This window comes from uncultured Brevundimonas sp. (assembly GCF_937870815.1).
GTDB lineage: Bacteria > Pseudomonadota > Alphaproteobacteria > Caulobacterales > Caulobacteraceae > Brevundimonas.
In genome coordinates, this window is sequence record NZ_CALMZS010000198.1 from 12,591 (window position 1) to 36,239 (window position 23,649).

The window sequence follows — 23,649 nt, forward strand, 5'->3', positions numbered from 1 at the left end:
CTTCTCTCGGCGCTAACGGCTGGCGCGGCCGAGCAGGTCGATCAACTCCGCGGCCTTGGCCTTGCGGTCGACCGGGTCCTCGCCGGTCATTGCCCCCATGACGCAGTGGTCGAGATGGTCCTTCAACACCTCGCTCTCGACGCGCGAAAGGGCCGCACGCACGGCCTGGAGCTGGGTCAGGACGTCGACGCAGTAGCGGTCGTCCTCGACCATCCGGCCGATGCCGCGCACCTGGCCTTCGATCCGGTTCAGGCGGTTGATGACCTTGGGTTTCGTCGCGGCTTGCATTCCGTTCCTCGCGCTGCGGACTTGATATACCCCAAGGCGGTATCTTGCGGTATACCCCCATAGGGTATAAATACGCTTCAGGAGACAAGGAGCGAGATCATGTCCACGACGCCGCAGTCCCAACCCCAGGCCGCCGGCCACGGCTGTTGTTCCAGCAAGGCCGATGGCGGCGGTGCCAAGGCGATCGATCCCGTATGCGGCATGACGGTGGATATGGCTTCCGCCTCCCATCAAGCGCGCCACCACGGCGAGGACTATTTCTTCTGTTCCGCCGGCTGCCAGACCAAATTCGTGGCCGAGCCGGATAAATACCTTGGCGACCGGCCTGACCCCGAACCCGTCGTTCCCGGGGCGATCTACACCTGTCCCATGCATCCGCAGATCCGTCAGGAGGGCCCCGGGTCGTGCCCGATCTGCGGCATGGCGCTGGAACCCGAGACGGTCACGGCCGAAGCCCCGGTCAACCACGAGCTGATCGACTTTACCCGACGTTTCTGGGTCGGCTTGGTGCTGACCCTGCCGGTCTTCGCTCTCGAGATGGGCGGGCATCTGACGGGTCTGATGATGCGGATCCCGGGGCAGACCTCGAACTGGATCCAGTTCGCCCTGGCCACGCCGGTGGTGCTGTGGGCCGGCTGGCCCTTTTTCGAGCGCGGCTGGGCGTCGCTGCGCAACCGCAGCCTCAACATGTTCACCCTGATTGCCATCGGCGTGGGCGCGGCCTGGATCTACAGCGTGGTCGCCGTCCTGGCACCGGGACTGTTTCCCGAGGCGGTGCGGCGCATGGACGGCAGCGCACCGGTCTATTTCGAGGCGGCCGCGGTCATTACCGTCCTGGTGCTGATCGGCCAGATCCTCGAACTGCGGGCGCGCGAACAGACGTCCGGTGCGATCCGGGCCTTGCTGGACCTGACCCCCAAGACCGCACGCCGCGTCCGCGACGACGGCACCGATGAGGACGTCACCCTGGACCTCGTCGCCGTCGGCGACCGCCTGCGGGTGCGGCCGGGCGAACAGGTGCCCGTCGACGGCGAGATTCTCGACGGCCGGGTCTCGATCGATGAATCCATGGTCACCGGGGAATCCATGCCCGTGACCAAGGAGCCGGGGGCCAGCGTCGTCGGCGGGTCGCTGAACAGGACCGGCTCATTCGTGATGCGGGCCGACAAGGTCGGGGCTGACACCCTGTTGTCGCGGATCGTCCAGATGGTGGCCCAGGCCCAGCGCAGTCGTGCGCCGATCCAGAGGCTGGCCGACACGGTCTCGGGCTGGTTCGTGCCGATGGTGATCGCCACAGCCGTCCTTGCGGGTATCGTCTGGGCTGTATTCGGGCCCGAACCGCGCCTGACCTATGCCCTGATCGCGGGCGTGTCGGTGCTGATCATCGCCTGTCCCTGTGCCCTCGGCCTGGCCACGCCGATCTCGATCATGGTCGGGGTGGGGCGCGGGGCCCACGCCGGGGTGCTGATCAAGAACGCCGAGGCGCTGGAGCGTTTCGAGAAGGTCGACACCCTGGTGCTCGACAAGACCGGCACCCTGACCGAAGGGCGGCCGTCGGTTACGGCGATCCGGCCCGCCGCCGGCTTTGACGAGGCCGAACTGTTGCGGCTGTCCGCCAGTCTGGAGCGGGGCAGCGAACACCCCCTGGCCGACGCTGTCGTCCGCGCGGCGACCGATCGCGACCTCGTCCTCTCGGAGGCGTCGGAGTTCGACAGCCCGGTCGGGCGTGGCGTCACCGGTGTGGTCGACGGCCGCCGTGTGGCGTTGGGCAACGGCCGCTATCTCAAAGAGATCGGCGTCGATGTTGGGCCCATGGAGGCGGAGGCCGAGAGTCTGCGCCAGGACGGTGCCACCGCCATCTTCGTCACCGTGGATGGCCGGGCGGCGGGCGTGCTGGGCATCGCCGATCCGGTCAAGGCCACGACCGCCGACGCCATCCGTGATCTGAAGGCGGCGGGGCTGCGGCTGGTGATGATGACCGGCGACAACCGGACCACGGCCGAGGCCGTGGCGGCGCGGCTAGGCATTGACGATGTCCAGGCCGAGGTCCTCCCCCAGGACAAGGCGGCCGTGGTTGAGCGACTACGCGCCGAGGGCCGGATCGTGGCCATGGCCGGCGACGGGGTCAACGATGCGCCGGCGCTGGCGGCGGCCGACGTCGGCGTGGCCATGGGCGCGGGCTCCGATGTGGCTATCGAGAGCGCCGGCGTCACCCTGTTGGGCGGCGACCTTCAGGGCATCGTGCGGGCCCGACGCCTGTCGAAGGCGGTGATGGCCAACATCCGCCAGAACCTGGTGTTCGCCTTTGGCTACAACGCGCTCGGTATCCCCGTCGCGGCGGGTCTTCTGTATCCGACCTTCGGCCTGCTTCTGACCCCTGCGCTGGCCGCCCTGGCCATGTCCCTGTCGTCGGTCAGCGTGATCGCTAATGCGCTGCGGCTGCGGACGGTTGGATTGTGAGACCGGGAACCGCGAGAGGGCGCAACCGAATGGCGGCTCCTGCGGAATACTTCCGAGGCCCTCTTTGACGCGGGTGCTCCCGTGAAAGGATTTCTTTTTTATTGCGTCAGCTTGCCGCGAGGGATCGGGGCGTGGGCTGCGTAGAACCTTAGAGGTCGCCGCCGCCGCTTGCGGCGAGGCGACTGGACGCATTTCAGGAGTAGCCAATGAAGCTCGATCGTCGAGGACTGCTGCGTGGCGCGGTCGCGGGAGGCGGACTTCTGGGTCTTCAGGGGCTTATGCCCGCCTGGGCCCAGACAGGTTCGGCCGGACTGCGCGCCGACTTGCCGACCCTGACCGGTCCCAACATCGATCTGACGATAGGCCAGTCTCCGTTCACGGTCGGCGGCCGGACCGCGACCGCGACGACCATCAACGGTGTGTTACCCGCGCCGTTGCTGCGTCTGCGCGAGGGCCAGAACGTCCGACTGGCGGTGCAAAATCAGTTGGACGAGGATACCTCGATCCATTGGCATGGGCTGCTGCTGCCGTTCCAGATGGATGGCGTGCCGGGCATCAGCTTTCCCGGCATCAAGCCGCGCGAGACCTTCGTCTATGAGTTCCCGGTCCGGCAGTCGGGCACCTTCTGGTACCACAGCCATTCGGGCCTGCAGGAGGCGCTGGGGCACTACGGTCCGATCGTCATCGACCCGGCGGGCGCCGATCCGGTCGGCTATGACCGCGAACATGTGCTGGTCCTGTCGGACTGGAGCTTCATGCATCCGCACGAAATCCTCGAGAAGCTGAAGAAGAGCCCGGGCTATTTCAACCGCCAGAGAACCACTCTTGCCGGGCTGCTGGACGGCAGCGACCGGATGAGTCTGGAGGAGCGCAGGGCGTGGGGCAGGATGCGGATGGACCCGCGTGACATCCTCGATGTGAGCGGCACCACCTACACCTATCTGATCAACGGCCACGGCCCGCAGGAGAACTGGACCGGCCTGTTCCGGCCCGGCGAGCGGGTGCGGCTGCGCGTCATCAACGCCTCTGCCATGTCGATCTTCAACGTCCGCATTCCCGGCCTGGCCATGACCGTGGTGCAGGCCGACGGCGAGAACGTCCGCCCGGTCGAGACCGACGAGTTCCAGATCTCGGTCGCCGAGACCTATGACGTCATCGTCCGCCCGACCGAGGATCGCGCCTACACCATCGTCTCCGAAGCCATCGACCGTTCCGGCATGGGTCGCGCCACCCTCGCGCCCCGGATGGGCATGACGGCCGAGGTGCCGCCGCTGCGTGAGGTGCCCAATCTGACCATGAAGGACATGGGCATGGGCGGAATGGGCGGCATGGATCATGGAGCCATGCCGGGAATGGCACCCACCGCCCCCATGGCAGGAATGGCCCCTGATGCTGCTGCGGGCGGCGCGGCGACGGGAGGCATGTCCGGCATGAATATGCGGGATCCCGAGAACGCCCCTCCTGACATGCGGGTCGGGGTCGGGGTCGATGCCATTGCAATGACGCCGGTCAACCGACTGGGCGAGCGCCCGATCGGCCTGACCGAGGTCGACCACCGAGTACTGGTCTATACCGACCTCGTGGCGCTGCAGCCGAACAAGGATCGGCGGCCGCCCAGTCGCAGCATGGAAATCCACCTGACCGGTAATATGGAACGGTTCATGTGGAGCTTCGATGGCGAGAAATTCAGCGAGGGGGTGGAGCCGTTCCGCTTCGAGTTGAATGAACGCGTGCGGGTCACCCTGGTCAATGACTCGATGATGGCCCACCCGATCCACCTGCACGGCCATTTCTTCGAACTGGTCACGGGCGGTCCGGCCGGGCACCAGCCGCTGAAGCACACGGTCAATGTCGCGCCGGGCGGCAAGGTCACCTTCGACCTGACCGCCGACAACCCCGGCGACTGGGCCTTCCACTGCCATCTGCTGATGCACATGCACGCGGGAATGTTCAACGTCGTCACTGTCCGACCCCTGGAAGGAGCCGCCGCATGATCCGGACCTCCGTCGCCCTTCTGCCCCTGATGCTCGTCGCCGCACCGGCTTTCGCCCAGTCCCATGCCGGACATACTCCCACAGCGCAGGTGCAGCCCGCTCCACTGCCGCCCGGCTGTGTTCGCCGCGCCGCGCCGAATGCCGACCCCTCTCGAATCGGATCTGCCGGAGCCCCGGTGTGTCCGGCGGGCGCGGTTCCTGCCCGACTGCCGACTTCCGCGTCAGATCCGCATGCGGGCCACGATATGTCGACCATGGGCCAGACTCCGGCGGCACCGGCAATGCCCATGGGTCACGATATGTCGACCATGGGCCAGGCTCCGGCGGCACCGGCGATGCGGATGGGGCACGACATGTCGACCATGGGTCAGATGCCTACCGGGCATGACATGCAGGGCATGGCCATGCCGCCGGATGTGCCGACAAGCGCCAACAATCCGGGACGGCCGCCTGAGACACCTCCCCCGGCTCGGGCGTCAAGCGGACCGGCCCACGCCGCTGACCTGTTGTTCGACCCGGCCGAGATGGAAGCGTCCCGCGAGGAACTGCGCATCGAAAACGGCGACATCCTGACAACTGCGGTTATCGTGGAGCGGCTGGAAGGAACCTTTGCCGACGACGGTGAAGGTTATGCCTGGGATGCCCAAGGGTGGAGCGGCGGCGATATCAATCGCTTCTGGTGGAAGTCCGAGGGTGAAGGCGCATTCGGCGGCAAGCTCGAGAAAGCCGAGGTTCAGGCGCTGTACAGCAGGGCCGTCCTGCCGTTCTGGAATCTGCAGGCTGGCCTCCGTCAGACCTACCGACCCGAAGCGGACAGAACCGACTTGGTCGTGGCGATGCAGGGCCTCGCGCCCTACTGGTTTGAGGTCGATGCCTCCGCCTTCCTTTCCAACAGGGGAGAACTCACGGCACGTGTTCAATCGCTCTACGATCAGCGCATCACCCAGCGATGGATTCTGCAACCGCGAGCAGAAGTTCTCCTGTCCGCAGAGGACATTCCCGAGCTCTCGATCGGCTCCGGCCTGAGTTCCCTGCAACTCAGCGCGCGTCTCCGCTATGAAGTGCGCAAGGAGTTCGCCCCCTACGTTGGTGTCGAATGGACGAGGAGCTTCGGCAATACGGCTGACTTTCTGGAAGCAGACGGTCGGAGCGCGGAAGACACCCGGTTCGTCGTCGGCGTTCGGGCCTGGTTCTAGCGACGGTCGGACGGATCGCGACGGGTCGCGGAGCAGGGTTCGGGATGGAGGTATTCAGAGACATTCGGGCTGTCGTGATGGATCTCGACGACACCCTGATCTCGGCCTACCGCCGTCCGGACCTGCTATGGGAAACCGTCTGTCGGTGCTTTCAAGCTCAACTGGGCGCGCTTGATCAGGAGGAGGCGGTGCGTGCGCTGACGCGGGCCGGACAGGCGTTCTGGGGCGATCCGAAACGGCATGCCCTTGGTCGGCTGAATCCCTCCGAGGCTCGGCGCATCATTGTCGCCGACGCGTTCGAGGCGTTACAGGGAAGCGGCTGGCAACCACCGTCTCGGGAGGTCGCCGAGCGGATGGCTGACGCCTTCAGCCTTCAACGCGACCGTGACATGCGGCTCGAGCCGGGTGCGGACGCCCTGTTGGCTCATCTGGGCAGGGCAGGATACCGGCTGGCGCTTCTTACCAACGGAACCGGTCCGCTGCAGCGCGCCAAGATCGAGCGGTTCGGCCTGACATCGCGTTTCCACCATATCCAGATCGAGGGGGAGGTCGGCGTCGGCAAGCCGGATCCCGCTGCGTTCAGACAGGCGTTCGAGGCCCTGGCCGTCGACCCGGCGACCGTCTGTGTGATCGGCGACAGTCTGGAATGGGATATTCGCCCGGCCAGGGCCTTGGGCTGTCGCACGGTCTTGTTCGATCCGGACAGGTCACCTGGAGACGCAAGTCATCGTTGTGAAACGGATATCCATGTGCGGACATTCGAAAGCCTCGCCGTCTGCCTCCCCGGTCCCCGGGGTTGGTCCCTGGAGGAGGTCTGAGCCGCGCAGCGGCGAGTCCGGCAAGGCCATCCATGTCGTCGACGTTTGGCGGGGCGCGGCCAGATCGGCGAGATGACTCCGGACGGAACGAAAAGCGCCGCGCAGTAGACTGCGCGACGCTCTTTCAAATCAGGTTCCGACCTTTCAGGAGGTGGGTGGCCGGCCCTTCAGTGAACCATGAAGCGGACGACGCCATTCATATGGTGGCCGTCGGCCCCCATCGCGGCCCAGGCGGCGGAATAGGATCCGGGCGCCAAGGCGGGCAGGGACGCATTGACCGTGGGCGCGGGCGACGCGTCCGCGGGGACCGCCACATCCGTGGCCTGCCCGGCGGGGCCTGTCAGCCTGAGCGATGTCAGGGTCATCGCGTGCGGAAACGTCACCGAAAACGCGGTCGGCGCGGCGGCCAGCATGGCATTGTCCGCAGGCGCGGTCGTGACGTCGCTGGCCGGGGCCTGCATGGCGGCGTGATCCTGCATCGACATGCCCGCGTGGGAATGGGTCTGGGCCTGGGCTAGCGAGACGGGGGCGAGCGCCGCGAGACTGGCCAGGCCGGCGAGAACTGAATGTTTCATGGAAGAACTCCTGCCTATGCGGCTTATTGGCTGGGCGGCATGGTCATGCCGTCCATCTTGGACATGTCATGGCCGGCCATCGGATCAACGGGCGGTGACGTGGGCGCGGGCGCGGGCGCCGGGGCCGGGCGAGCCGGCCGGGTCGCTGAGGTCTTCGGCACCGCCGTCGGCCCGGACACCGCGGTCGGGGGTGCCGGGATCGGCTCCGGCATGGCCGACGGGGCGGCGTCCACGGGGGCTACCGTTGAAGCGGCCGGTGCCGCTTCGGCGTCAATCGGCTGAGGCTCGGCCGCTGGCTGGCAGGCGGCCAGGACGGCCGCAGCCGCGGCGAAAACGACCAGGATTCTCATCTAATGTTCTCCCGAACAGAGGAGGAAGGCCAGGGTCGGTTTTTGCGATCCTGACGATCGACCGGTTATGTCGTCAGGCGTCATCTGAATGGGTGAAATGACGCCTTCATCTAGGTCTACGCGCACCAGGACCGCAGCCCTCGCCAGGATTTGCAAATTGTCGGGGATCGGCGAGAGGGGACCATGCAAGCGATCGTCGAGCAGATTATTCCGGTTGGGCTGGAGAGTCGGCCGGATCGCGCAGGACATCCGAGAGCCTTCGGCGCGCGCGCGCCACGCGCGTCTCCACAGCCTTGACCGAAATCCCGAGAATCCCGGCCGCTTCCGACTGACTCCGGCCCTCGAGCGCTGTCAGCAGAAGCGGAGCCTTGAGGTGGGGCGGGAGGCGGCTCATTTCTTCGTTCAGTCGGGACAGTCGGCGGGCGGTCTCCATCCGGTCATCCGCTGATTCGGCTCCGTCCGGCACCGCCAGGGCTTCGGGCGACGACAGGTCGAGACCACCGCGGATCAATCGCCGGACAAGTCGGCGGCGGCTCCAGTCGCGGCATTTGTTCAGCGCGATCGTTCGAAGCCAGGCCTCGAAAGGGCGCGCGGGATCGTAGCGGCGAATGCTGATCCAGGCCGCGGCGTAGGTCTCCTGCAGGAGATCCCACGCCTCCTGTTCGTCGCCGACATAGCGACGGATGACCCGAAACAAGGCAGCCTTGGTCTGCCGCATCAGTTCGCTAAACGCCGTGCGCTCACCGTTGGCGGCGCGCGCTGAAAGATCGTCCGGATACTCCACCCGAACGGCTAGCGCTCGTCGGGCGCGAGGGCCGAGACGATTCGGTCGTCGAAGACCTTTGCCTGGTCGGGCGTGAGCACGGAACGCATCTCGAAGACATGGGTGATGGTCTCCTTCTGCAAGGTGCCCATGGCATCATGGATGTGGTCGACGGCGGCCTGTACCTGGGGGCCGTCCCCGTCGCTCTGTTCGATGGCGCGGGCGAGTTCCAGGTTGGCGGCCCGAACGTCCGCTTCGAGCCCCGGACGTCGCGCCGCGAATTTGGCCTCGATCATCTCGATCCTGCCGAGTTGGCCAGGCGAGAGCGTCAGATCGTCGTGGACGATATCGTGGAGAGACGGCGGCGCGCGGCGGCTCAGGACCCAGCTGGCGCTGATCCACGTACCGGCGCCGCCGGCCAGAGCGGCCAGCAGGGCCGTTATGACGATGGCTCGCCAGCCACGCATCATTGGCCGACGTCCAGTCTGGCCAGGGGCGCCAGACCCGCATCGATCGTGAAGATCGTCAGTTCTCCCGTCGGCCGCGGTGCCGCTATCGCGCCCACGCCGCCGGCCGTCAGTCCGGTCGCCAGTGCCATGGCGACTGCCCCGAGACGCAATTGGGAGACAAGCCGTTCACTTCGCAGGATCTCGACCCGGCGCCAGACCAGAGGCTCGAGTCCCTCGAGCGAACGATCGGCCGGCGCGGCGGCCGCTCCGTTCAGAAGGTCATCCAGATATTGCGTCATCGAATACTCTCCTTCGTGGCCCCTGATAACTGATACGCGGGACCGCGCCGAATCCCTCGGACGAGGGGGGCGTCTCCAGGCTGCGTAGTTAGCAGAAGAGACGTGAACGGAGACGGCTATGGGATTGCGGAAATTGATGTCGGCGTTGGCCGTGCTTGTGGTGCTGGCAGTCACCGTACCGGCGTTCGCCCACGAGGACCACAAGGGCCCGGCCACGGCATCCGTCGCGGCCGCGCCGATGGCAGACGGGCATGGATCGGCCATGGCGGCGATGCCGGGGATGACGGCGGAGATGGACCACGGCGGCATGGTGGCCGACGCTGCGCCCCGGACCATACCCCAAAGGCTGGTCCGCTGGCTGGGTGCCATGCATCCCGCGGCCGTGCACTTTCCGATCGCGCTGTTTCTCGTGGCGGCGGTGCTCGAGATCGCCGCGCTGACCTTGCGGCGACCCGTCCTTACCCAGGGCACGCGGGTAATCATCGCCCTGGCCGCGATTTCAGCGATCGGAGCGGTGGTGCTCGGCTGGTTCGCCATGGGCCTGCCCGGCAATGACGATGTCACCCACACGTACCACCGCTGGCTCGGCACATCGATCGCGGGTCTGGGCCTGGCGACCTGGTGGGCCAAGGAACATTGGACCCGCAGGCCGGGCCGGGGCCGCGAACTCATTTATATCGGTTTGCTGAGCGTCACGGCGGCGGCCATCCTCGTCAACGCCCTGCTGGGCGGGATGCTGACCCATGGCGTGCGTCATCTGATGTTCTGATCGAGGAGGGGCGGGCTTGAACCGCCCTTCCGCCCTCAATCCACCGGCCGGCACCGCTGCGCGGACCGGCTTCCACCCGCCGGACCTGGTCGCCATTGCGGCCGCGCCCAACAGGAGAACCGACCATGATCCTTCGTTCCGCCCTCGCCGGGGTCGCCCTGGCCGCCGTCCTGGCGACGTCTGTCCATGCCCAGTCCGCTGAGGAGCAGCAGGTCCGCGCGGTCGTGACGGCCTACCGGGACGCCATCACCGGCATGGACGTTTCCCGGACGCCGTCGCTGTTCTGGCCCGACTCCGAGATCTTCGAGAACGGCGGGGTGGAGGGCAGTTTCGCCTATTATCTCGAGCACCACCTGGGGCCGGAGTTCGACGATCTGGCGGGGTTTGAATTCCGAAATCACCAGATGACGGTGGAGGTCGACGGCGACACGGCCTTCGTCAGCGAGACCTATACCTATCACATCACCTTCAAGGACGCCGGGCGGGCCCCGATCGAGCGCCGCGGCGTCGCCACCAGCGTGTTGCGGAAACGCGATGACCAATGGCGTTTCGATGTCTATCACTCCTCGGCCCGACCCATTCGTCCGGCGGCCTGAGCGCAGGCTACCGGGCTCATCTTGCTCTTGATCATTAAAGGAATGAGACGATGACGGAGCCGCTTTCCCGCCGGGCCCTTTTGATCGTTGGGGTCAGCGCCGCGGCCACCGCGGCCTGTGCGCAGACCACGCGGCCCTCGTCGGATCTTGCCGTCTACAAATCGCCCACCTGCGGCTGTTGTTCCGCATGGGTCGAGCACATGACGGCGGCAGGGTTCCAGGTGCAGACGACCGAGGTGGCCGATCCCGGCGTTGTGCGCCGCGCCAGGGGCGTCCCCGACCCGCTGGCGGCCTGTCATACCGCTGTGATCGGCCGATATGTCCTGGAAGGGCATGTGCCTGCCGAAGATGTACGCAGACTGCTCGCGGAACGCCCCGACGCCCTCGGGCTCGCGGTGCCGGCGATGCCGTTGGGCTCGCCGGGGATGGAGATGCCGGACGGTCGCCGGGAGGCCTATGAAACCCTGCTGCTACTCAATGGCGGCGGCACCCGCGTGTTCGCGCGTCATGCCTGACCGGAGACCGTCCTGAAAATCCTCAAGCTCTCTACCCAACTGCACAAATGGATCGCGCTGGTCGTCGGTCTCCAGGTCCTGTTCTGGGTCGGCGGCGGCCTGGTGATGGTGGCCCTTCCCATAGAGACGGTCCGCAGCGAGCACCGAGTCGCCGAACAGGCCGCCGTCCCGCTGGCGCTGGCCGGCCTGCCGTCGCTCGACGAGATTGCTCGGCAAGCCGGCGTAGCGCCCACTCAGGCGGACCTGCACACCACGCCGCGTGGTCCGGCCTGGACATTGAAACCGGTGAGCGGCGAGCCGGTGATCGTTTCGGCGGTGACGGGGCGGCCGTTCGCGCCCATGTCGCGGGATGAGGTCTCGGCCTTCGCGAAAGGGGCCTATCGCGGCGAGGCCGAGGTGACCGACGTGGCCTATCTGGCGACCGCGCCCGAGGAGACGGGCAAGACCGGGCCGCTGTGGCGGGTGGATTTCGCGGATGGCGAAAAGACCTCCTTCTATGTGTCGCCGTCCACCGGTGAGGTGGTGTCGCGCCGCTCGGGGGTCTGGCGTCTGTTCGACTTCTTCTGGCGTCTGCACGTCATGGACTGGGACGACGGCGAGGACTTCAACCACCCGCTGATCATCATCACCACGGCCCTGACGCTCAGCATTGTCGTCTCGGGATTCATTCTGTTGTGGATCCGGATCGCCCGGGATCTGAAAGGATTGCGCGCCTCGAAACGGTCGACCAGGGACGATTGAGCCCTTCGCCTGGTTTACGCTGAAGGTCGTTCCACCGCTTCGGGCGGGGCAAAGGGCACCGGGGTTGTCCAGCGGCCCATCCTCGTGGACTCTCATGGACCCCGGTTGAGTTCGCCCGTCTTGCTGGTCGGCGTCGAGCGGGCGTTTCGCAGCCAGGGCGCTGCGGGTGTCGTCTACTCAGCCGTCCGGGGGTCCCCGGGGAGCGATGCGATCATGGCGGAGTGGTCCACCGATGTGCGCCGCGGGTCCCGGCGCGATACGTCCATGCCGCGTCATGTCCAGGCCCAGAATCCGGCCTTCGCTTGACTCGGTGCCGTCACGGGCGTGCAATAAGGAGGCATGTGGAACCTGGTTCGCACCCTTCTGTTCGCCCTCGCGATGGCCGGCTTTGTCGGCCAGTCGTCGGCGCATGCCACGCCGTTTGAGGCTTTCGAGGCAACCGGCGTCATGGCGGAGATGGACTGCGCCGAGATGATGGTGATGACGGACGATACGGCGGGGAAGGGGATGGCTCCCTGCAGCGAGATGACGCCCGACTGTATCGCCAAGATGGGATGCGCCGCTGTCGCGGCCCCCGTTCCGCCGGCACCGGCCCTGTCTCGTCCGATGGCGCCGAACGCGATGAAGTTCGCCACCGCGAACGTCGTCCGGAAGGGGGCTGGGCCGCTCCCTCTCAAGGATCCGCCGAAACCGCTGGCGTAGACCGCTTTCGCTGATTGGAAGACCGTGCGCGCCGCTTCGCGGCCGCAGTGTTCCCTGATCCATTGAGCTCTACGCCTGTGTCTCGACCCGCGAGTCGACCGGGCGGATTCCGAGGAATTCCATGACCTTTCGTTTGAGGCCGGCGCTACGCATCCCTGCGTACCCGACGCCGCCCGACGCCCTGCCGTCCATCGCCCTCAAGCGAGCCACGGCTCCGGACATACAAACAGACGTCGCAGCGGTTTCCCGCTGGGCATTTCTGGCCGTGTCCGTCCTGATCCTGGCCGCCGGCACCGGGCCGGCCCGGGCCGAGCCACAGACGTTCGAAGAGGCCTTGGCGCGCGCCGCCGCTGATGCGCCCGGCCTGAGAGCCGGGGCGCTTGGCGTGGAGGCGGCGCAAGCCTCAGCTGAAGCCGCCGGGCGACTGCCGGATCCACGTCTGAAATTCGGTCTCAACGGCTTCCCCGTCACGGGCCCCTCAGCGGGGCGCTTCGACGAGGTCATGATGACCAATGTCCAGGTCGGACTACAGCAGGACGTGCCCAGTCGTGCGCGGCGTCGCGCCGAACGCGGCATCGCCCGGGCGGACATCAACGTGGCCCGGGCCCGTGAGGACATCGCCCTGTGGCAGGTCCGGGTCGCGACCGGCCAGGCCTGGATCGATCTCCACTATGCCGAACGACGCCTGGAGGTGCTGGACGACCTGCTCGCCTCGCTTGAACCCCTGTGGGAGACCGCGCCCTCGGGCGTCGCCTCGGGGGCCAGTCGACCGGCTCAAATTCTGGGGCCCGTCGAACTGCGCGCCGCCCTCGACGATCGGCGCGATGGGTTGCGCGCGGATCTGGCGCGGGCGCGAGCGGAACTGTCCCGCTGGACCGGCGATCCGGTTCCGAGCGCCAGTGGTCCGCCTCCCGCCATCGATCTTGAGCCTGGAGCCTTCGATGTCGATCTCAACGGACTGCCGGCGCTACGCGCTTACGCCGCCTTTAGTGACCGGGCCGAGGCGGATCTCGATCTGGCCCGCGCCGGCCGCCGCCCCGACTGGTCGTTCGAAGCCAGCTACGCCCGTCGGGATCCGATGTTCGGCGATCTGGTCTCTGTCGGGGCGAGCGTGCGGCTTCCGCTGTTCCAGTCCAGCCGGCAGGAGCCGGTGATCGCGGCGCGCGCCGCCGACGCCCGGCGTGTCGACGCCGAACAGGAGGCTGCTGAGCGGCAATGGACGGCGATGCTGCGAGGTGACCTCGCCGACTATGAGGTCGCGCGAACCCGGTGGATCCGGGCACGGGACGTGGTTCTGCCCAATCTGCGCACCCGCGCCGATCTCGAAACCGCCAGCTACGGCGCGGGCCGGGCCGGGATCATGGATGTGCTCGACGCCTTCACCGCCCTGGCCAACGCCCGGCTGGACGCCCTCGACAAGGAGGCTGACGTGGCGCGCCGCGCCGTCGGCTTCACCCTGACCTACAGGAGCGACCAATGATCCGGTTTGAGCGCAAAAACCTTCGCCTTGCCGCCGCCGCGGCCGGACTGGTGCTCCTCGGCGGTGTCGCCGCTCTGGGGCTGACGCGGCTGGGAGGAGGGGGCGACGCGTCCGTTCCCGCCGCGGGCGAGCGTGAGGTGCTCTACTGGTACGACCCGATGGTCCCTGCCCAGAAGTTCGACAAGCCCGGCAAGTCGCCGTTCATGGATATGCAGCTGGTGCCGCGCTATGCCGATGACGCGGCAGGCGCGGCGGCGGGGGTTCGCATTGACGCGGCCCTGACCCAGAACCTCGGCGTCCGCTTCGCCACGGTCCGATCGGGAACCCTCGATGGCGATCTGACCGCCAGCGCGGTGGTAGATTACAACGAGCGCGACGTCGCCGTGGTGCAATCGCGCGCCAGCGGCTTTGTTCAAAGGGTCTACGGACGCGCGCCCGGCGACGTCATCTCCAGCGGTGCCCCCCTAGCCGACCTTCTGGTCCCCGACTGGGGAGGAGCCCAGCTCGAATACCTCGCGGTCCGGCGCACCGATGACGCCGCCCTGATCCAGGCGGCGCGGCAACGGTTGCTGCTGCTCGGCATGCCGGAGTCCCTGATCGCGGCGGTCGAGCGCTCGGGCCGTCCGCGCACCACGGTGACCGTCACCAGTCCGATCGGCGGGGTCATTCGCACCCTCGGCGTGCGTGCGGGCATGACGGTGCCGGCGGGTCTGACCCTGGCCGAAGTCAACGGCCTGTCGACCGTCTGGCTCAACGCCGCTGTACCCGAGACCCTCGGCGGCCAGCTACGGGTCGGGCGTGCGGTCGAAGTGACCCTCGCGGCCTTCCCCGGGGAGCGCATGACCGGTCGTCTGATCGCCCTGCTGCCCGAGGTGGCGAGCGACAGCCGGACCCTGACCGCGCGGATCGAATTGCGAAACCCGGGCGGTCGTCTTCGTCCCGGCATGTACGGACAGATCACCTTCGGCGGCTCCACAACACCGGCCCTGTTGGTGCCGTCGGAAGCGGTGATCCGAACGGGTCAGCGCAATCTTGTGATGCTGGCGGCGGAGGGCGGACGCTATCAGCCGGCCGAGGTCCGGGTTGGGCGCGAGGGCGGGGGGCAGACCGAGATTCTCGCCGGTCTGCGCGAGGGCGAGCGGGTCGTCGCCTCGGGCCAGTTCCTGTTCGATTCCGAGGCCAGCCTGTCGGGCGTCACGGCACGGCCCATTGCCCCGGCCGGTGAGACGGCAGCGACCGTCTCGGCACCCGCGACCTACCGCACCAGCGGCCGGGTGCAGTCGATCGCGGGGCGTTCGATCACCCTGGCTCATGGGGCGGTGCCGGCGCTTCAGTGGCCGGCGATGACCATGACCTTCGCCCTCGCCGAGCCGGTCAGGCTTGAAGGGGTCGCGGTCGGCAGTCAGGTCGAGTTCGCCTTCGACATGGTCGGGGGCAAACCCACCATCCGAAGCCTGACCCGCCGTGAGGCGGGCCAGTGATCGCCGCCATCATTCGCGCCTCGGTCAAGGCGCGCTTCCTCGTCCTGCTGGCCGCCTTTGCCCTGGTCGCCGCCGGCCTCTGGGCCGTGCGCAACACGCCGGTGGACGCCCTGCCGGACCTGTCCGACGTGCAGGTGATTATCCGTACCTCCTACCCCGGCCAGGCCCCGCAGATCGTCGAAAACCAGGTCACCTATCCGCTGGCGACCACCATGCTGTCGGTGCCCGGCGCCCGAACGGTGCGGGGCTATTCCTTCTTCGGCGACAGCTATGTCTATGTGCTGTTCGAGGACGGCACCGACCTGTACTGGGCCCGCTCGCGGGTGCTGGAATACCTCAGCCAGGTCCAGGCTCGCCTGCCCGACACCGCCCGCCCCGCGTTGGGGCCGGACGCCACCGGCGTCGGCTGGGTCTATGAATACGCGCTGGTCGACCGCACGGGTCAGCATGATCTGTCGCAACTGCGCAGTCTGCAGGACTGGTTCCTGCGCTACGAACTCAAGACGGTCCCGGGCGTGGCCGAGGTCGCCAGTATCGGCGGCATGGTGCGGCAGTATCAGGTGGTGCTCGATCCGGCCAAACTGGCCGGGTATGGCGTCACGCATCAGCAGGTCGTGGCGGCGATCCGGCAGGGCAACGGCGAGGCCGGCGGGTCTGTCATGGAGCTGGCCGAGACCGAATATATCGTTCGCGCCAACGGCTATCTGACCACATTGGATGACTTCCGCGCGGTGCCGATCCGCACGGCTGCCGGCGGGGTGCCGGTTCAGCTGGGCGATGTGGCCACGGTCCAGATCGGACCGGAGATGCGACGCGGCATCGCCGAGCTGAACGGCGAGGGCGAGGTGGCCGGCGGCGTGGTGATCCTGCGCTCGGGCGGAAATGCGCGGGAAACGATCACCGCGGTGCGCGAGCGGCTGGAAACCCTCAAGGCCGGCCTTCCAGCCGGGGTCGAGGTGGTGACGGTCTACGACCGTTCGCAGCTGATCGATCGCGCGATCGAAAACCTCAGCACCAAGCTGCTCGAGGAGTTCTTCGTCGTCGCCCTGGTTTGCGGCCTGTTCCTTTGGCACGCGCGCTCGGCCCTGGTCGCCATTATCACCCTGCCGCTGGGGGTGCTGGCGGCCTTCATCCTGATGCATCTGCAAGGCGTCAACGCCAACATCATGTCGCTGGGCGGCATCGCCATTGCCGTCGGGGCCATGGTCGATGCGGCCGTGGTCATGATCGAGAACGCCCACAAACATATCGAGCGATGGGAACACGATCATCCCGATGAACGGCTGGCCGGCGAGGCCCGCTGGCGGGTCATCACCGAGGCGGCGGCCGAGGTCGGGCCGGCCTTGTTCCTCAGTCTGGTGATCATCACCCTGTCGTTCATTCCAGTCTTCACCCTGCAGGCCCAGGAGGGCCGACTGTTCGCGCCGCTGGCCTTCACCAAGAGCTATGCCATGGCGGCGGCGGCGATCCTGTCGATCACCCTCGTGCCGGTGCTGATGGGCTATCTGATCCGTGGGCGGATTCCGGCCGAGCAGAGCAATCCGATCAACCGCTGGCTGACCTACATCTACCGGCGGCCGCTCGACTGGGTGCTGCACCGTCCCCGCGCCACCCTGCTGATCGCGCTGGCGGTGTTCGCCACCTCGGCCTGGCCGATCAGCCAGCTGGGCGGCGAGTTCATGCCGCCGATGGACGAGGGCGATCTGCTCTACATGCCGACCGCCCTTCCGGGACTGTCAGCGGCGAAGGCCTCCGAACTGCTGCAACAGACCGACCGGATGATCCGCACCGTGCCGGAGGTGGAGACCGTGTTCGGCAAGGCCGGGCGGGCCGATACGGCGACCGATCCGGCCCCGCTGGTGATGTTCGAGACCACGATCCGCTTCAAGCCACGTGACCAGTGGCGACCCGGAATGACGCCGGAGAAGCTGGTCGAGGCACTGGATCAGGCGGTGCGCGTGCCCGGCCTGGCCAACATCTGGGTGCCGCCGATCCGCAACCGCATCGATATGCTGGCCACCGGCATCAAGAGCCCGGTCGGGGTCAAGGTCTCGGGGGCTGATCTTCAGGCCATCGACCGCATCGCGGCCGAGGTCGAGGCGGTGGCCAAGACCGTGCCGGGCGTCAGTTCGGCCCTGGCCGAACGGCTGACCGGCGGGCGCTATATCGATATCGACATCGATCGACAGGCGGCCGGCCGTTACGGTCTCAATATCGCGGACGTGCAGAGCATCGTCGCCGGGGCCGTCGGAGGCGAGACCATCGGCCAGACGGTCGAGGGGCTGGCCCGCTATCCGATCAGCGTCCGCTATCCGCGCGAGATCCGCGACAGCCTGTCCGAACTTCGCGCCCTGCCGGTGCTGACGCCCTCGGGCCAGCAGATAACCCTCGGCACGGTCGCGGACCTGCAGGTCACGGACGGTCCGCCGATGCTGAAGTCGGAGAACGGCCGCCCTACCACCTGGGTCTATATCGATGTCCGCGGCCGCGACCTGGCCTCGGTGGTCGGCGATCTGCAGACGGCGGTGGCGGACAAGGTGACGCTGACCCCGGGCGTGAGCATCGCCTACTCCGGGCAGTTCGAATATCTGACCCGCGCGGCCGAGCGGCTGAAGATCGTGGTGCCGGCCACCCTGCTGATCATCTTCGTCCTGCTGTATCTGACCTTCGGCCGTTTCGACGAGGCGGCCCTGATCATGGCCACCCTGCCGTTCGCCCTGACCGGCGGTGTGTGGCTTCTCTATCTGCTCGGCTATCACCAGTCCGTCGCCACCGGGGTCGGCTTCATCGCCCTGGCCGGGCTGTCGGCCGAGTTCGGGGTGGTGATGCTGATCTATCTGAAGACCGCGCTCAACGACCGGGGCCCCAATCCGGGGCCCGTTGAGGTCGAGAACGCCGTCCGTGACGGTGCGCTGCTGCGGGTCCGACCCAAGGCCATGACCGTGGCGGTGATCCTGGCCGGTCTCTTCCCGATCCTGATCGGCCACGGCGCCGGTTCGGAGGTGATGAGCCGCATCGCCGCCCCGGTCATCGGCGGCATGCTGACGGCACCATTGCTGTCCATGCTCGTTATTCCCGCAGGCTATCTGCTGCTGAGACGTCGCAGGTCTCGTTCGAACACATCAGCCCAAGGAGAATCACCATGAATCGCGCCCTGATCCTGTCGGCCGCCGCCGCCCTCGGCTTGAGCGCCTGCGGTCAATCCGAGACCGCGCCGCCTGCCGAGCCGGCACCCGCTGCTGAAATGCCGATGGCGACGGACATGTCCGGCATGCCGATGGCGGGAGGGCAGGCCGCCATGACCGGTGCCGGCACAGGCACGATCACGGCTGTCGATGCCTCGGCCGGCACGGTCACCATCGATCATGGCGCGATCCCGGGTGTGGGCTGGCCGGCCATGGCCATGACCTTCACGGCGCCGGCCGCTGTGCTGGCGGACGCCAGGGTTGGAGACCGGGTCGCCTTCGACGTCTCGGTGCATGACGGGGTCAATGAGGTCACCGCCCTGCGCGCGCAGTAGTCGGACGCCTGGCCCCGGGCGGAATGTCCGTCGCAGGACGGGCCTGAACGAGGAAGAAGAGCGATGATGGATGGAAATGGAATGGGCTGGATGATGGGCGGCATGGGGCTGGTCAGCCTCCTGGTGATTGTTGGTCTGGTGCTGGCGATCGCGGCCCTGATCAAATATCTGCGAGGGCGCGGCTGATGGCGACGCCGGCCAGCGATCGGCCGGTCGTCATCGTCACCGGCTCCAGCGGGTTCATCGGCTCGGCCCTGGTCAAACGTCTGGCCAAACGGTTCCGGGTGATCGGTTTCGACCGCGACCTGCCGCCCCATCCGCCCGCTGACGCCGAATGCGTCTGCATCGACCTGGCGGATGACGCGAGCGTCGAGGCGGCGTTCGACCGGGTGCGGACGGGATACGGTCGCAAGATCGCTTCGGTCATCCATCTGGCGGCCTTCTTCGATCTCAGTGGCAAACCCGATCCGCGCTACGAGGCGGTGACAGTGCGCGGAACCGGCCGCCTCCTGGACGCTCTCCAGGCCTTCGACGTCGAGCAGTTCGTCTTCTCCAGCACCATGCTGGTGCACCAGCCGACGGAGCCGGGCCGGCCGATCGACGAAACCGCGCCTCTCGACGCGAGTCTGCCCTATCGCGAATCCAAGGTTCTCACCGAGGCCTTGATCCGCGAAAAACGCGGCAAAATTTCCGCCGTCTTCCTGCGGCCGGCCGGGATCTATGACGACGGCGGTCACTCTGCCTTCCTGGCCCAGCAAATCGCCCGCATCTACGAGAAACGGGCCAGCGCGCGGGTCTATCCGGGCAATCTGGCTACCGGCCAGCCCTCCCTGCACCTCGATGATCTGATGACCGCCATCGCTCGGGTGATCGATCGACGCGAGGATCTTCCAGAGGTCTTCCCGGTCCTGCTCGGCGAGACCGATGTCATGACCTATGACGAAATCCAGCGCGATCTGGGTCGGCTGATCCATGACGAGGCATGGGAGACCCTCTCCATTCCCAAGGCCGCCGCCAAGGCGGGGGCCTGGGCTGAAACCGCAGTCTTCGACGAGGACGGTTTCATCCGGCCCTGGATGGTCGACATCTCCGGAGACCACTATGAGCTCGACCTGACCGCAGCGCGAACCCATCTGGGCTGGTCTCCAAAACATTCACTTCGCAAGAGCCTGCCGGCCATCGTCGCCGGGCTGAAGGCCGACCCATTCGCCTGGTACCAGGCCAACCGGCTCAACGCGGCGCGGGTCGCCGATGACAAGGTCGAGGCGGCGGCGTCGCGGGCCCACGCCATGAAGCCGGCGGAACACAGCCGGATGCTCGCCGACCACGCCCGTTCGATGCGCGGTATGCATTTCGACATGCTGTGGGTGCATTGGCTGACCATGGGGCTGGGCCTGTGGCTGGCGACGGTTCCCTTGATCTTCGGCGTCTTCACCCAGACCGAATTCTCGACCGCCATCCTGGCGGTCACCGAGGACCGGAACCTGTGGGCGCCCGCCCTTCGCAATGCCCTGAGCGGCTGGAACGACGTGATCTGCGGCGTGCTGATCATGGTCTTCGCCGGATTGTCCATGTCGCCCAGGGGCGGTTGGGCTCAATGGGCCAATGCCGTGATCGGTATCTGGCTGCTCGGCGCCTCCATCCTGTTCTGGACGCCGAGCGCGGCCATATACAGCAACGATATGCTGGTCGGCGCCCTGGTGGTGGCCCTGACCATCCTGATCCCGATGATGCCCGGGATGAGCATGGAAGGGATGATGGACGAGACCGACACTCCGCCGGGCTGGAGCTACTGTCCCTCGACCTACCTCCAGCGCGTGCCGATCATCGCTCTTGGCCTGATCGGTCTCGTGCTGTCACGGATCCTTACCGCCTATCAGCTGGGCCACATCGACGCGGTCTGGGAGCCGTTCTTCAATGTTCCCGGACCGCTCAACGGAACCGAGCACATCATCACCTCCGACATGTCCAAGGCCTGGCCGGTGGCCGACGGCGGAGTCGGGACCATCACCTATATGATCGAGATCCTGATGGGGGCCATGGGCGGCCGGGCGCGCTGGCGCACCATGCCCTGGATGGTGCTGTTGTTCGGCATCGTCGTGGTGCCGCTCGGCGTGGTCAGCATCTATTTCATCATCGCCCAGCCGATTGTCATCGGGACATATTGCACCCTGTGCATCGCGGCGGGCGTCGCCATGCTGGTCATGATTCCCTATTCGCTCGACGAACTGGTGGCCATGGGACAGTTCATGGTGCTGAACACCCGCCGGGGACGGCCCTTCTGGCGCGCCTTCTTCCGCGGCGATGACCTGCCCGGAGGGACGATCGATCGCCGCCCCGGCTTCGCGCACAGCCTCCCGGCCGCCGCCGCCTCGGCGCTGCGCGGCGTCAACGCGCCATGGACCCTGGTGGTTTGTGCCGGACTTGGGGTCTGGTTGATGTTCTCACGACTGGTCTTCGGCGGGGCCCCACCCCTGGCTGACACGGACCATCTGATCGGAGCCCTGATCATTACCGTGTCGGTGATCGCCATGGCCGAGGTGGCGCGCCCCCTCCGTTTCCTCAATCTCGTGCTCGCGGCCGGGCTGGTCGTCACGCCCTGGGTCCTGGGGGGCGGAACGGTCGCCGGTGGTCTGTCCGATACGCTCGTGGGCCTGGTCGTCGCGGGGCTCAGCCTGCCGCGTGGACGTCGTAGCCAGGAGCATTACGGGTCCTGGGATCGCTTCATCATCTAGAGACGTCTCCTCAGACCCACCCTGGACTTGCCGCGATACCCGAGGCCTTGCGTCGCCACGTTCGGGTTGGATTCGCACAGCCTGCGTGGCGCTCTCGGCGGCTCACTCACCGGTATCGGCGTCGCGTCGGGCGGCCGCCCGGAACGTGGCCCGGAGCTCAGGGTCCGGAGGGACGGCCCTTCGCCTGATCCAGGTCCGGCCAGGGAGAGAAAGGAAGGCCGGACGGCGGGTGCTCCGTGGTGGAGCGGAGAAGGAGAGACCGCCATGAGACCGAACCCGACCCGGGCCTGGGGCCCGGACGCCCAAAACCGTCCGCCCGCGCCACCGGCCCTGGTTCACGCGGCGCTGGATGATCAGGCCCTGTTGGGCTTGATGTTGCGGCGGGCGGTTCAGGGTCCGCACGGGGATCCCGGCAAGAACACGCATCGGCTTGCCGGAGCCCTGCTGGAGCGGTTTTCGGGACTGGGCGCCGTCGTCGCCGCCGAGCCCGGTGAACTGGCGCGCGCGCCCGGACTTGATCCCGTCGCCCTGTCCGATCTCAAGTTGCTGCGGGAATTGGCGATCCGCCTGGCGCGCGATGAAACCTGCCGACGCCCCGTGATCACCTCCTGGACGGCGCTCGTGGCCTATGTCCGGGCGGCGCTCGCGCATGAGCCCCGCGAACAGTTCCGGACCCTGTTTCTGGACCGGCGCAACAACCTGCTCCGTGATGAGCTGGTCGCGCACGGCACAGTGGATCACGCGCCTGTTTACCCACGCGAAGTCGTTCGCCGGGCCCTCGAGCTTTCGGCCTCCGCCCTGATCCTGGTCCACAACCATCCCTCCGGTGATCCGACGCCGTCGCAGGCCGATATCCAGATGACGCGCCAGATCGTCGAGGCGGCGCGGGTCTTCAATCTTCAGGTCCACGACCATCTCGTCGTCGGCCGGGAAGGGACGGCGAGTTTCAAGGCCCTCGGCCTGATCTGAGGCCGTCATGACCCTGCACCGCATCGTGGCCGCCCTGGGCGGCGAACTCTATTGCGAGGGGCGGCGGGCCAATATCCCCGCGCCCGGCCACAGCGCCCGGGATCGTTCGGTCTCGCTTCTGCTGACCGATGACCGGGTCGTCATCCACGGATTCGGCGGCGCCGACTGGCGGATCGTCCGCGATCATCTGCGCGACGTGGGCCTGATCGACCACACCGGCCGACTGATCGGCGGGGCACGACCGGGTCTGCGGGCCCCCAGGGCCGATCCGCACATTCGCCTTCGGGTCGCCGCCGAACTCTGGACGGGTTGTCGCTCCATCCGCTCCGGCGACGTGGCGGATCGCTATCTGCGTCATCGGGGTGTCGACGTCGCCTTGAACCTTGGATTCCATCCCCGGGCGCCGATCGCGGTCTACCAACCGTGCGGGCGAGGCCGTCCGGCCCTTGTCGCGCGGATCAGCGACACGGAGGACCGGTTGACCGGGGTCGAACTGACCTATCTGGACCCGAACGGGCGTCGCGCTGCGGGCCTTCGCCTGACACGCAAGACGGTCGGCCGGGTCCCACCCGGCGCCGCTGTTCGTCTGGCTCCGGGCGCCCCGGAGATGCTCGTCGGGGAGGGGGTGGTGACGACCCTGTCCGCCATGGATCGCTTCCAGCTACCGGGTTGGGCCCTGATGGCGGCCAACAATCTCGCCGCCTGGACGCCACCGCCGCCGGTGCGCCGGCTGCTGATCGCCGCCGACCGGGGAGTCGCGGGCGAGCGCGCCGCGGAACGCCTCCGGCGACGCCTGACGACCGTCGGTCTGGAGGTTCGCATCCGGCTGCCGGACCCCTCGTTCGGGGACTGGAACGATGTGGCGGTGGACGCGCCCAAAGCGGAGGAGTGAGGGCGCTGACGGGCGCCGGAGCGGCGGGGATGGGCCCCGTGGCCCGGCCGGAGAACC

21 protein-coding genes are annotated in these 23,649 nt (G+C 67.4%); 16 read left to right on the forward strand and 5 right to left on the reverse strand.

Going from position 1 to position 23,649, the window contains the following annotated elements:
* Positions 1-12 precede the first annotated feature (12 nt).
* Complete coding sequence (locus tag Q0588_RS13405; protein ID WP_298747054.1) at positions 13-288, reverse strand: metal-sensitive transcriptional regulator; 276 nt, start codon at positions 286-288, stop codon at positions 13-15.
* A 99-nt stretch (positions 289-387) separates the two neighbouring features.
* On the opposite strand from Q0588_RS13405, the gene Q0588_RS13410 reads away from it, so the two are divergent.
* The 4 genes from Q0588_RS13410 to Q0588_RS13425 all read left to right on the forward strand — a co-directional run bounded on the left by Q0588_RS13410 (position 388) and on the right by Q0588_RS13425 (position 6,756).
* Positions 388-2,748, forward strand: a complete 2,361-nt coding sequence (locus tag Q0588_RS13410) for a heavy metal translocating P-type ATPase (protein ID WP_298747058.1) — start codon at positions 388-390, stop codon at positions 2,746-2,748.
* 206 nt (positions 2,749-2,954) lie between these two features.
* Entirely contained in the window at positions 2,955-4,742 is a 1,788-nt protein-coding gene (locus Q0588_RS13415; protein ID WP_298747061.1) for a copper resistance system multicopper oxidase, read from the forward strand.
* Complete coding sequence (locus tag Q0588_RS13420) at positions 4,739-5,938, forward strand: copper resistance protein B (RefSeq protein WP_298747064.1); 1,200 nt, start codon at positions 4,739-4,741, stop codon at positions 5,936-5,938. The genes Q0588_RS13415 and Q0588_RS13420 overlap by 4 nt, the downstream gene beginning before the upstream one ends.
* 44 nt (positions 5,939-5,982) lie before the next feature.
* Positions 5,983-6,756 carry an HAD family hydrolase gene (locus Q0588_RS13425; RefSeq protein WP_298747067.1) on the forward strand — a complete coding sequence of 258 codons (774 nt, stop codon included), beginning with the start codon at positions 5,983-5,985 and terminating at the stop codon, positions 6,754-6,756.
* Between the two features lie 167 nt (positions 6,757-6,923).
* Here Q0588_RS13425 and Q0588_RS13430 read toward each other — a convergent pair whose 3' ends face one another.
* The 4 genes from Q0588_RS13430 to Q0588_RS13445 form a co-directional block, all read right to left on the reverse strand.
* Positions 6,924-7,331 carry a copper resistance CopC family protein gene (locus Q0588_RS13430; RefSeq protein WP_298747070.1) on the reverse strand — a complete coding sequence of 136 codons (408 nt, stop codon included), beginning with the start codon at positions 7,329-7,331 and terminating at the stop codon, positions 6,924-6,926.
* Positions 7,332-7,886: 555 nt separating this feature from the next.
* Positions 7,887-8,465, reverse strand: coding sequence for an RNA polymerase sigma factor (locus Q0588_RS13435; RefSeq protein WP_298747075.1), 579 nt, complete (start codon positions 8,463-8,465; stop codon positions 7,887-7,889).
* Between the two features lie 8 nt (positions 8,466-8,473).
* Complete coding sequence (locus Q0588_RS13440) at positions 8,474-8,914, reverse strand: Spy/CpxP family protein refolding chaperone (RefSeq protein WP_298747078.1); 441 nt, start codon at positions 8,912-8,914, stop codon at positions 8,474-8,476.
* Positions 8,911-9,192 (reverse strand): hypothetical protein, encoded by a 282-nt coding sequence (locus Q0588_RS13445; protein ID WP_298747081.1) that lies wholly within the window; start codon positions 9,190-9,192, stop codon positions 8,911-8,913. Before Q0588_RS13445 ends, Q0588_RS13440 begins: the two co-directional genes overlap by 4 nt.
* Before the next feature lie 118 nt (positions 9,193-9,310).
* On the opposite strand from Q0588_RS13445, the gene Q0588_RS13450 reads away from it, so the two are divergent.
* The 12 genes from Q0588_RS13450 to Q0588_RS13505 all read left to right on the forward strand — a co-directional run bounded on the left by Q0588_RS13450 (position 9,311) and on the right by Q0588_RS13505 (position 23,592).
* A complete protein-coding gene (locus Q0588_RS13450; RefSeq protein WP_298747084.1) occupies positions 9,311-9,961 on the forward strand; it encodes a DUF2231 domain-containing protein in 651 nt (216 codons plus the stop codon).
* A 125-nt stretch (positions 9,962-10,086) separates the two neighbouring features.
* The gene (locus Q0588_RS13455) at positions 10,087-10,557 is read left to right on the forward strand and encodes a nuclear transport factor 2 family protein (RefSeq protein WP_298747087.1); all 471 of its coding nucleotides are present in this window, start codon (positions 10,087-10,089) and stop codon (positions 10,555-10,557) included.
* Between the two features lie 50 nt (positions 10,558-10,607).
* Entirely contained in the window at positions 10,608-11,072 is a 465-nt protein-coding gene (locus tag Q0588_RS13460; protein WP_298747089.1) for a DUF411 domain-containing protein, read from the forward strand.
* Between the two features lie 39 nt (positions 11,073-11,111).
* Positions 11,112-11,813, forward strand: coding sequence for a PepSY domain-containing protein (locus Q0588_RS13465; protein WP_298747120.1), 702 nt, complete (start codon positions 11,112-11,114; stop codon positions 11,811-11,813).
* 339 nt (positions 11,814-12,152) lie between these two features.
* Positions 12,153-12,515: a hypothetical protein gene (locus tag Q0588_RS13470; RefSeq protein WP_298747092.1), complete on the forward strand. Its 363-nt coding sequence runs from the start codon at positions 12,153-12,155 to the stop codon at positions 12,513-12,515.
* A 265-nt stretch (positions 12,516-12,780) separates the two neighbouring features.
* Positions 12,781-13,995 carry a TolC family protein gene (locus Q0588_RS13475; RefSeq protein WP_298747095.1) on the forward strand — a complete coding sequence of 405 codons (1,215 nt, stop codon included), beginning with the start codon at positions 12,781-12,783 and terminating at the stop codon, positions 13,993-13,995.
* The gene (locus Q0588_RS13480) at positions 13,992-15,476 is read left to right on the forward strand and encodes an efflux RND transporter periplasmic adaptor subunit (protein WP_298747098.1); all 1,485 of its coding nucleotides are present in this window, start codon (positions 13,992-13,994) and stop codon (positions 15,474-15,476) included. The genes Q0588_RS13475 and Q0588_RS13480 overlap by 4 nt, the downstream gene beginning before the upstream one ends.
* On the forward strand, positions 15,473-18,622 hold the full coding sequence (locus Q0588_RS13485) for an efflux RND transporter permease subunit (RefSeq protein WP_298747100.1): 3,150 nt from the start codon (positions 15,473-15,475) through the stop codon (positions 18,620-18,622). The genes Q0588_RS13480 and Q0588_RS13485 overlap by 4 nt, the downstream gene beginning before the upstream one ends.
* Positions 18,619-18,996, forward strand: coding sequence for a copper-binding protein (locus Q0588_RS13490; RefSeq protein ID WP_298747103.1), 378 nt, complete (start codon positions 18,619-18,621; stop codon positions 18,994-18,996). Before Q0588_RS13485 ends, Q0588_RS13490 begins: the two co-directional genes overlap by 4 nt.
* A gap of 185 nt (positions 18,997-19,181) precedes the next feature.
* Complete coding sequence (locus Q0588_RS13495; protein ID WP_298747105.1) at positions 19,182-21,731, forward strand: NAD-dependent epimerase/dehydratase family protein; 2,550 nt, start codon at positions 19,182-19,184, stop codon at positions 21,729-21,731.
* Between the two features lie 345 nt (positions 21,732-22,076).
* Positions 22,077-22,700 carry a DNA repair protein RadC gene (gene radC / locus Q0588_RS13500; RefSeq protein ID WP_366873000.1) on the forward strand — a complete coding sequence of 208 codons (624 nt, stop codon included), beginning with the start codon at positions 22,077-22,079 and terminating at the stop codon, positions 22,698-22,700.
* 7 nt (positions 22,701-22,707) lie between these two features.
* Positions 22,708-23,592 carry a toprim domain-containing protein gene (locus Q0588_RS13505; RefSeq protein WP_298747107.1) on the forward strand — a complete coding sequence of 295 codons (885 nt, stop codon included), beginning with the start codon at positions 22,708-22,710 and terminating at the stop codon, positions 23,590-23,592.
* Positions 23,593-23,649: the final 57 nt, after the last annotated feature.

Excerpts from the sequence above, each read along its gene's own strand:
- Q0588_RS13410 (WP_298747058.1), top strand. The coding sequence starts at position 388 with ATGTCCACGACGCCGCAGTCCCAACCCCAGGCCGCCGGCCACGGCTGT.
- Q0588_RS13450 (WP_298747084.1), top strand. The coding sequence starts at position 9,311 with ATGGGATTGCGGAAATTGATGTCGGCGTTGGCCGTGCTTGTGGTGCTG.
- Q0588_RS13425 (WP_298747067.1), top strand. The coding sequence starts at position 5,983 with ATGGAGGTATTCAGAGACATTCGGGCTGTCGTGATGGATCTCGACGAC.
- Q0588_RS13430 (WP_298747070.1), bottom strand. The coding sequence starts at position 7,331 with ATGAAACATTCAGTTCTCGCCGGCCTGGCCAGTCTCGCGGCGCTCGCC.
- Q0588_RS13460 (WP_298747089.1), top strand. The coding sequence starts at position 10,608 with ATGACGGAGCCGCTTTCCCGCCGGGCCCTTTTGATCGTTGGGGTCAGC.
- Q0588_RS13470 (WP_298747092.1), top strand. The coding sequence starts at position 12,153 with ATGTGGAACCTGGTTCGCACCCTTCTGTTCGCCCTCGCGATGGCCGGC.
- Q0588_RS13440 (WP_298747078.1), bottom strand. The coding sequence starts at position 8,914 with ATGATGCGTGGCTGGCGAGCCATCGTCATAACGGCCCTGCTGGCCGCT.
- Q0588_RS13490 (WP_298747103.1), top strand. The coding sequence starts at position 18,619 with ATGAATCGCGCCCTGATCCTGTCGGCCGCCGCCGCCCTCGGCTTGAGC.
- Q0588_RS13505 (WP_298747107.1), top strand. The coding sequence starts at position 22,708 with ATGACCCTGCACCGCATCGTGGCCGCCCTGGGCGGCGAACTCTATTGC.
- Q0588_RS13495 (WP_298747105.1), top strand. The coding sequence starts at position 19,182 with ATGGCGACGCCGGCCAGCGATCGGCCGGTCGTCATCGTCACCGGCTCC.
- Q0588_RS13405 (WP_298747054.1), bottom strand. The coding sequence starts at position 288 with ATGCAAGCCGCGACGAAACCCAAGGTCATCAACCGCCTGAACCGGATC.
- Q0588_RS13480 (WP_298747098.1), top strand. The coding sequence starts at position 13,992 with ATGATCCGGTTTGAGCGCAAAAACCTTCGCCTTGCCGCCGCCGCGGCC.
- Q0588_RS13455 (WP_298747087.1), top strand. The coding sequence starts at position 10,087 with ATGATCCTTCGTTCCGCCCTCGCCGGGGTCGCCCTGGCCGCCGTCCTG.
- Q0588_RS13415 (WP_298747061.1), top strand. The coding sequence starts at position 2,955 with ATGAAGCTCGATCGTCGAGGACTGCTGCGTGGCGCGGTCGCGGGAGGC.
- Q0588_RS13420 (WP_298747064.1), top strand. The coding sequence starts at position 4,739 with ATGATCCGGACCTCCGTCGCCCTTCTGCCCCTGATGCTCGTCGCCGCA.
- Q0588_RS13445 (WP_298747081.1), bottom strand. The coding sequence starts at position 9,192 with ATGACGCAATATCTGGATGACCTTCTGAACGGAGCGGCCGCCGCGCCG.